This is a genomic window from Mesorhizobium sp. BR1-1-2 (assembly GCF_020165435.1).
In the GTDB taxonomy this organism is placed as follows: Bacteria; Pseudomonadota; Alphaproteobacteria; order Rhizobiales; family Rhizobiaceae; genus Mesorhizobium.
This window is the reverse complement of the sequence record NZ_JAIUID010000020.1, coordinates 64,986-72,758: the sequence shown is the minus strand read 5'-3', so window position 1 is coordinate 72,758 and position 7,773 is coordinate 64,986. Positions and strand designations below refer to the sequence as shown.

At 61.4% G+C, this 7,773-nt stretch carries 8 protein-coding genes; 2 read left to right on the top strand and 6 right to left on the bottom strand.

What is annotated here, in order from left to right; translation table 11 throughout:
- Window positions 1-443 precede the first annotated feature (443 nt).
- A complete protein-coding gene (locus LB551_RS27660) occupies window positions 444-2,087 on the top strand; it encodes a GspE/PulE family protein (RefSeq protein WP_224661181.1) in 1,644 nt (547 codons plus the stop codon).
- A 75-nt stretch (window positions 2,088-2,162) separates the two neighbouring features.
- Here LB551_RS27660 and LB551_RS27655 read toward each other — a convergent pair whose 3' ends face one another.
- The 6 genes from LB551_RS27655 to LB551_RS27630 all read right to left on the bottom strand — a co-directional run bounded on the left by LB551_RS27655 (window position 2,163) and on the right by LB551_RS27630 (window position 7,202).
- Window positions 2,163-2,852 carry a DUF3299 domain-containing protein gene (locus LB551_RS27655; RefSeq protein ID WP_224661180.1) on the bottom strand — a complete coding sequence of 230 codons (690 nt, stop codon included), beginning with the start codon at window positions 2,850-2,852 and terminating at the stop codon, window positions 2,163-2,165.
- A 35-nt stretch (window positions 2,853-2,887) separates the two neighbouring features.
- Window positions 2,888-4,144, bottom strand: coding sequence for an ABC transporter permease (locus LB551_RS27650; protein ID WP_224661179.1), 1,257 nt, complete (start codon window positions 4,142-4,144; stop codon window positions 2,888-2,890).
- Window positions 4,141-4,866 (bottom strand): ABC transporter ATP-binding protein, encoded by a 726-nt coding sequence (locus LB551_RS27645; RefSeq protein ID WP_224661178.1) that lies wholly within the window; start codon window positions 4,864-4,866, stop codon window positions 4,141-4,143. Before LB551_RS27645 ends, LB551_RS27650 begins: the two co-directional genes overlap by 4 nt.
- Window position 4,867: 1 nt before the next feature.
- On the bottom strand, window positions 4,868-5,449 hold the full coding sequence (locus LB551_RS27640; RefSeq protein WP_224661177.1) for a DUF2796 domain-containing protein: 582 nt from the start codon (window positions 5,447-5,449) through the stop codon (window positions 4,868-4,870).
- A 474-nt stretch (window positions 5,450-5,923) separates the two neighbouring features.
- Complete coding sequence (locus LB551_RS27635; RefSeq protein WP_224661176.1) at window positions 5,924-6,169, bottom strand: hypothetical protein; 246 nt, start codon at window positions 6,167-6,169, stop codon at window positions 5,924-5,926.
- Window positions 6,170-6,392: 223 nt separating this feature from the next.
- On the bottom strand, window positions 6,393-7,202 hold the full coding sequence (locus tag LB551_RS27630; RefSeq protein WP_140552699.1) for an IclR family transcriptional regulator: 810 nt from the start codon (window positions 7,200-7,202) through the stop codon (window positions 6,393-6,395).
- A gap of 212 nt (window positions 7,203-7,414) precedes the next feature.
- Between LB551_RS27630 and LB551_RS27625 the strand changes: the two genes are divergently transcribed.
- On the top strand, window positions 7,415-7,705 hold the full coding sequence (locus LB551_RS27625; protein ID WP_140552698.1) for a DUF1330 domain-containing protein: 291 nt from the start codon (window positions 7,415-7,417) through the stop codon (window positions 7,703-7,705).
- The last annotated feature ends 68 nt before the right edge of the window (window positions 7,706-7,773 follow it).

The window sequence follows — 7,773 nt, the reverse complement described above, 5'->3', positions numbered from 1 at the left end:
ACAAGGACGGCACCATGATGCTGCTCGGCGACGCCAAGAAGATGACCGAGGAAATCGTCAAGGCCATGGATCACTGAGATTGATACGCCCGGCACGGCGATGAAGCGGGAAGGGCTCCAGCACTCCAAGCCTGCTCATTCCAACGCGGCGCAGTCTGCCTTTGCGGCTAAGATATCTTCCTCGGCCGAAGCGGCCCTCCGCTACGATCGTCACGGTCGAAGGGCGTGGGCTCTTGACACCTATACCGCACAGCCTTCTGGTCTGGCGCAGCTTCCGGGGAACCGCCGGATCCGGGATCGTATGTCAGGCAGACCGCTCTGCGGACTAGGCCGACAGCCGGATTCGGCATGTGCAAACCGGCGTCCATTGTGCTCACGGGTCAAGTGCGACAGGTACGTTCAATGAACCCAAAGCTTACAGACTTACACTCACTCTTGCCGTCCATGGCCGATGCCGGACTGGCGAGCCGCGAGGCTACGCGGGGCCTTTTCGGTGAGAGCACGGCCTCGCGAGCCTCCGACCTGCACCGCCTGATCGAAGCGCAGATCGTCGACGCCGATGCCCTCGCAGGCTTCCTGTCGTCCTATTATGGCGTGCGGCTTCTCGACCGGCAGCAACTCGCTGACTACAGGCCCGTCGCGCAGAATCTCTCAAACCGATTTCTTGTGGAGAACTGGATCGCGCCGCTCACGGCGCCTGACGGGAGCGCCGTCATAGGGGTTCTCCACCCCGGAGACGCAGACCCGATAGAGGCGCTGCGATCCATTCTCGATGGTGACGTCGAGGTCTGCGTGGTTCCCGCACCCGACTTGGAATCCTGCCTGGAACGCCTTTCCGGCACCCAGGATGTTGCCCAGGCCACCGGCGAAGGAGCAACCTCCGAAGCGGCTATCGCAAGCCTGCGGGATCTCGCGAGCGGCGCGCCGGTTGTGGTCGTCGTCGACGACATCTTCCGGCGCGCGCTCGATCTGAGGGCAACCGACATCCACCTCGAACCGATGCGCGGACGGTTCGTGATGCGTTTCCGCATCGACGGCGTCTTGCGGATCATGCCTCCGCCGCCGCACGAAATGGGCGATGCGATCGTGTCGCGAATCAAGGTTCTCGCCGGCCTCGACATCACCGAGCGCCGCAAGCCTCAGGATGGTGCGATGCGCCTTCCCATCGGCGACCGCGAAGTCGAACTGCGCGTTGCCACCCTCTCCTCCATCCATGGCGAGACCGTCGTCATGCGCATCCTGCACCGCGACAGCGTCCTGCTGGATTTCGCTGGCGTGGGCCTGCACGGGGAAGAACGGCAGACGCTGAACCGGCTCCTTGAGCACACCCACGGAATGATCGCCGTCGCCGGCCCGACCGGCAGCGGCAAGACGACGACGCTCGCCGCCGCGCTCTCGAAGCTAAACGATCCGGGCCGCAAGATCGTGACCATCGAGGATCCCGTCGAGTACCAGATTCCCGGCATCGTGCAGTCGCAGATCAACTCCGCGATCGGCATCACCTTCTCATCCGCGATCCGGACGTTCGTGCGACAGGACCCCGACGTGATCCTGGTCGGCGAGATACGTGACGGCGAGACGGCACGGGCCGCCGTCCAGGCAGCGCTCACCGGACACCTCGTTCTCACCACCGTCCACGCGAACACCGCTGCGGCGGCCTTCACGCGTATGCGCGACCTGGGTGTCGAGACCTATCTTCTGGTCGGCGCCGTACGAGGCATCATCTCCCAGCGCCTGTTGCGGCGGCTCTGCGATCACTGCAAGCAGGAAGGAATTCTTTCGACCGAGACTTTCTCCTCCGACTCGCGCTACCAGGCTGTCGGGTTCTCCCAGGGCCAGAAAGTGTTCAACGCAGTGGGCTGCGGCCGTTGCAACGGCACGGGGTATCGAGGCCGCATCGCCGTGTTCGAGATACTGGTCCTCGAGGAGGCTATCATCGAGCTCGCTTCACAAGGAGCAGACCACTCCAGGATCGAAGCGCTCGCGCTGGAGCGGGGCATGAGCACGATGGCGCATGACGGTGCCAGGAAGGCAGGGCAAGGTCTCACCTCGCCGGCGGAGGTACTCAGGGTCACCGGGTTTCGCTAAGCGAATCCGTCCGCGGGTGTGCTTGCCTCTGATCTGCGGACTGGCGGTTGGAAAATCCTGCGCAGCCTGTGGCCACTATTGCCCGCCGCCCTCGTTTTCATAGGGCTCGATGCTCTCGCCCTCCAAAACATAGCCCGAAGCAACGGCGTCTGAACCGTCGACGAAAGAGAGGTCTTTCTTTTCGGACTGCACCCGCATCGTGCCCGTTATTCGAACGCCCTCGAACAGGCTCGCAGGCGCGAACGGAGCGGATGACTTTATGTAGATCACCTGGTTCGGCGGCGGTGGCGGCTCATGGATGCACGCACCGAAATAGGGGACAAGCAGGAACTCCGTCGTGCCCTTCGGATCGAAATCCAGCGGCAGAAGATATCCGGCGATGGCTACCCGCTCGCCGTCATACTTCTGCTCGGTAAGGGTTCCGCGCCTCTCGACCTCCGTAGCCCAGGCTACGTATCGTTCGTAGAGCGCATCAAGATCGACGCCCTGCTTTGCAAGTTTCTCCCTGTCGGCGTCGACCCTCTTCTTGGCTTCCTCGCGCTGGAGTGCGAACTCCTCGCTCAACTCGCCCGACGGGTGACCTTTCCAGTAGAGGACATTTCTCAATGCCTCCTGCTGCTCCAAAGGAAGTTCGTCCGGGGAATTTGCCAGCGATTTGGCCGGCGGGACAAGCATCTCCCATTTCAGCTGGGTGGGCCCCACGCTATATGCCGCGCCGCAGCCAAGGCCCAAGACCGCGAGCATGAGCGCGATGCTGTGGAACATCGATCTCGCGTTGCGGAGGAAAGTTCTTCGGGTCTTCATGTTCTCACCATCATGCCGTTTGCGAGGGACATCCTGTAGGCGCGATAGGCAGGCAGAAAACCGGCCGCCATTCCGCCGATCAATATTGCCAATAGCAACAGAGCATCGGTCGTGGATGGAGGCTGAATGCCGATGTCGATGCCGAACTGTCTGTCAATAAGCGGGCGGGCCGCCGCCAGGACCGCATAAAGTGCCGCCGTCCCTATTGCGATCCCCGCCACTGTCAGCAGTGTCGCCTCTCCGACAAGAAGTCCTGCAACCGTGCCGGGCTTTGCCCCCAGCGAGCGCAATATCGCGATCTCACGCCGTCGCTCGTTGAGCGTCGACAGGATCATCGCCGACAAACCGAGCATCGAGGTCACCACGACCATCGCGGAGACGCCAAGCAATGCGGTCTCGGCGGTGGCGACCAGTCTCCACATCTCCTGCAAAGCGACCCCCGGCAGCACAGCCGAAAGAGGCTCGGCCCTGTATTCGTTCACCCCGCGCTGGAATCCGATGACTTGCAGGCGCGACTTCAAGCCGATGATCGCGGCGGTTATCGCCCTCGGAGAAAGCGACATCTGCCGCAGACGGTCGGCCGTCGTAATTTGCCCCGGGATCCGTGAACCAGACCGCCAGTCGACATGAATGGCCTCGACAGCCTTGAGACTGACATGGAGGGACTTGTCCACAGGCGTGCCGGTACGCGCCAGAATGCCGGACACGCGAAACGGGAGGTCGTCATGCTGCGGCCCAAGGGAGCCCGCGCCATGCGCGACGGTGATCTTGTCGCCGATGGAATAGCCAAGCCGGCTCGCGACGTCCGAGCCGAGGACGACATCGAAGAGGTCATCGAAGGGTGCGCCTGCGGCGAACTGCAGGGACTGGCCGCCGCGATACCGGAAGTGCACAAAATAATCCGGAGTCGTCCCGATGACGCGAAAGCCGCGATGGCTGTCGCCAAGTGAAAGCGGAATTGCCCAGGCGACCTCCGAGCGCGAAACGATATCCTGGTAGCTGCGCCATGTAACGTTGTTGGTGGCGTTACCGATGCGGAACACGGAGTAGAGAAGGAGTTGCATGGCGCCTGACCTTGCACCGATGACCACATCCGCGCCCGACACGGTCCCGGCAAAGCTGCCTCTTGCGCCGCTGCGCACCTTTTCGACACCGAGCAGCAGCATGACGCTGACGGAGATCGCAAGAATCGTCAGCAGCACCGTAATCCAGCGGTTGCTCAGGGACTGGAAGGCAAGGCGGGCGACGATCATCTCTTGTCGCTTTCGCGTTTCGACTTTGCCAGGATGTCGGTGAGTTGGACCACTCTGGTGAAATGTCGTGCCAAGCGTCGGTCGTGACTGACCATGATCAGAGTTGCCTTTGTGGCCTCGATCTGGCCGAACAGCAGGTCGAGAAAATCCTGCTGCCGATCGTCGTCGAGAGCCGATGTCGGCTCGTCGGCGACAACAATATCGGGGGAGCCGATGAGCGCCCGCGCCGTGGCGACGCGTTGCTGCTGACCGACGCTCAAGGTGGCCGCCGTCTGCTGCCCGATATCTGCCGGAAGCCTCAGGGCCGACAAGAGGCGCCGGGCTTCGCTCTCCGCGCCGCCCGCGGCCGTTGCGCGGGCGCGACGTTCCGGTGCGAAGCTGAGCGGTAACAGGACATTGTCGATGACGGCGCCGTAGGGAAGAAGATTGAACATCTGAAAGATGATGCCAAAATGTTCCGCCCGAAACCGATCGCGCCCGCTGCCGCTCAATTCGTCAAGCCGTTGCCCGAGGACTTCCAAGCGCCCAGCTTGCGCCAACGCGATGCCTGTCAGCAAGCTGAGGAGCGTCGACTTTCCGCTACCGGATGCGCCAAGCAGCAGAAGACGCTCCCCGCGGGAAACTTCGAACTCGCCGATTGAGAGGCAAAACGGATCTCGCGCGTTCCACCTGTATTCGACGCCGTGCAAGCGCACGGCGTCTGTCGCGGCTTCCGCGTTCATCTCATCTCTCCAGATAGCGCGCCTCGCGGGACACCTCAAAAGCGGTCTGTCCATTGGCATCGACGACCGTCACGCCGAGTTTCCCGGATCCGGCGAAGCGATCGAAGAAGGGGAAGTCGAGCCACGAGGCCTGGGCAGTATCCGCGCAGGCGAGAGCATAAGTTGCTCGGAACTCGGTGTGATGGGCCTCGTGCTCTTCAGAACCCGCGGCCTCACCGGCCTCCGCCGTGGCATGGTGATCCTCATGTTCTTCCGCGACGACTTTGACGTCGGCGGAGGTGACGGTGCACCCTGCGGAGTCGGGCAACGCGAAGAGCTTCAAGGGTTCCTTAAGGTCGGCGAGCGCGGTCTCGACGGCGTTCTTCTGCTCTGCGGTTTCAGCTTCGTGCTCAAACCCGACAATATCCATGCCGGGGGCAGCGAGCTCCATCTGAACATTGTTGGCCTCGAAAGCGATCGCCAATGTCCCGTGTCCATGGACATGTGGTCCAAGCTCTCGACGATCTTCTTCTGCGTGCGCCGTCGAAATAACAATAAACATGCCAGCGGCAAACAACGTCCCGGTGTGGTGATGCAATCCCATCTCTGTCTCTCCAGATCGATATGATCATAGCCGCCATCGACAAGTGTCGGCGCGTTTCGCGACCGCGAGAAGCGGCAGCTCAGCGATCCATTCAAGCTCCCGGAGGGCCGCGGATATCGTAGTGTGAAGAGAGTTCTATGGTGTCCGGGCGCGCCGCGGTCGCGACCCAGTCGATCGTGTAAAAGGTGAGCTCGGAAAGGACATGAACTGCCGGAGGCGCCGGCAGTGCGGCTCCCAAGGAGCCGATGATGCATATGTCACAATGGCCCTTGTCGTCGTGGTGCCCCGACGCGGGCCCTTCTCCGGATCGTGCGAGCAACCGCTCGAAGCTGGATAAGAGCAAGCCGTTTCTATGCGTCGGGCCATCGATGTGTCCGAAAGCAAATGCCATATGGAAAAGCACGCCAAGCAATGTCACGCAGGCTACCGCCTGAGATCGTCGCAGCCATTCCGGCACAGTGAGTTCGCCTGGTGTCATCCTGCAAGATGTCCTGGTTCAAGACATGTGAGGAGGCCTTCGGGGCGCGCCGCTGAAGGTCTTGAGATACTCGGCTCAGTTGATTCGTCGAGAGCGTCGCGTGGCCTGTGACGGTCATAGCGATGGGCGAAGGCATCGACGAAGGGCTGCCGCTTGTCGATCTGGTGCAGCAAGTCTCGCGCCAGGACCGAAGCGACGACTTCGAGCTTTTCCTCTCGCTTCTTGCCAATGGCTGCTGGCACGGTGGCCTCCCAATCCGCGAGCATGTCCTCGAGGCATGCTCCAACGAGCTTGTTGTGGGTCCCTTCGGGCCTGCCTGCCGGGTTTCCGGACTGACATGGCTTGAAAGGCCCCCAGGGCTGTTTCGGTGCTGTTGGATCAGCCATCTTCCTCAGCGTCGAATGATAGCGATGTCGTTGAAGCGGTAGGTCGATGGTGGCGATGGACGCGGTGGCGCGCCCGGCGCTACACCATCCTGGACAATTCGACACTGATCTGTTTCGCCGTTTGACGCACCAGCCTTGCGCAGAGCTCGTGGCGCCGCGCGTCGTGCCGATACACGGGCATGCTGATACTTACCGCTCCGATCGGTTCCCCCGAACGATTGAAGATCGGGCTGCCGAGACAGCGGATATCCGGTTCGTTCTCCTCGTCATCGAACGCGAACCCTTGCTCGCGCGTCCGCTTCAACTCATCGAACAGCGCTTCGGGTGTCGTGAACGTCTTGGCGGTATGGCGTCTCAGATCCAGGCTCTTGATGACTTCCATCAACCGCTGGTCTGGTAGACCAGACAGCCACGCCTTACCCACGGATGTCGAGTGAAGTTCAACCTGGCCGCCAATGCTGGTTTTCATCTGAACCCTGCTGGAGCCCACCAACTTGTCTATGTAGACCATCCGGTTGTTGCTGGGCACCGCAAGGTGCACCGCCTCATCCGTTGCGTCGCGGAGCGAAACCAGAAAATCCCTAGCGATCGTCCGCAAGTCGGAGTCCTCCCAGGTCTTGGCAGCAAGCTGGAGGAGGCGCGGGCCCAAGCGGAACGTTCCACCCTCTCCCGACTGCGTGATGAGGCCCTCCGCCGTGAGCGCCGAAACCAGGCGGTAGACCGTCCCCCGGGGAAATGGCGCGCACTTTGTCAGTTGCGCAATGTCCAATGCTCCGGGGGCATCCGCGATGATCTGCAGAACAGTGATGAACTTCGAGAACGAGGCCGCTCCCTGTACGTGAGTAGGAACTCTCTCGTCGGCTTCGTCCTGGAGCTCACTTAGGCCCATGGCGCATCTCCTTGCAAGCTTGACAACGAAACATGGTGGTACTACACGGTTTTGGACAAGCTGTCCATATTGTAGTCAGCGTTCGTAGCTCCGGTTCTAACCGTGTGATCGAGGAGGATCAACGGCCAATGCACTTGTGGCGAATTTGAACGCATCGGGACGTCCGTATCTTCCAAGAGAGGGTACGGGAATTTCTGTGGGAGAGGAAGCAGATGACCAAAAAAGGATACTGGGTTGCAATGGTCGATATTGCGGACCAGGAGGGCTATAAAGAATACATTGCCTTGAACAAGGCAGCGTTCGACAAATACGGGGCGTCCTTCGTCGTTCGCGCGGGAATGAGCCAGGTCATGGAAGGCCCTCACGCGAACCGCCTGGCGGTCATCGAGTTCAAGGACTACGAGACCGCTCTCGCCTGCTACAACTCTCCAGAGTATCAAACGGCGATCAAGGCCCGCGAGAAGCATGCCAAGGCACATCTGGCCGTGGTGGAAGGTGTCTGACACCGGAAGCTCGCCCGGGACCTCCTGTCATACTGGTTGGAGGGATCGTTGCCTTTACCCCTGCGCTG

Bases quoted from the DNA above. Each gene is read 5' to 3' on its own strand.
- LB551_RS27650 (WP_224661179.1), bottom strand. From the start codon at position 4,144: ATGATCGTCGCCCGCCTTGCCTTCCAGTCCCTGAGCAACCGCTGGATT.
- LB551_RS27660 (WP_224661181.1), top strand. From the start codon at position 444: ATGGCCGATGCCGGACTGGCGAGCCGCGAGGCTACGCGGGGCCTTTTC.
- LB551_RS27640 (WP_224661177.1), bottom strand. From the start codon at position 5,449: ATGGGATTGCATCACCACACCGGGACGTTGTTTGCCGCTGGCATGTTT.
- LB551_RS27630 (WP_140552699.1), bottom strand. From the start codon at position 7,202: ATGGGCCTAAGTGAGCTCCAGGACGAAGCCGACGAGAGAGTTCCTACT.
- LB551_RS27655 (WP_224661180.1), bottom strand. From the start codon at position 2,852: ATGTTCCACAGCATCGCGCTCATGCTCGCGGTCTTGGGCCTTGGCTGC.
- LB551_RS27625 (WP_140552698.1), top strand. From the start codon at position 7,415: ATGACCAAAAAAGGATACTGGGTTGCAATGGTCGATATTGCGGACCAG.
- LB551_RS27645 (WP_224661178.1), bottom strand. From the start codon at position 4,866: ATGAACGCGGAAGCCGCGACAGACGCCGTGCGCTTGCACGGCGTCGAA.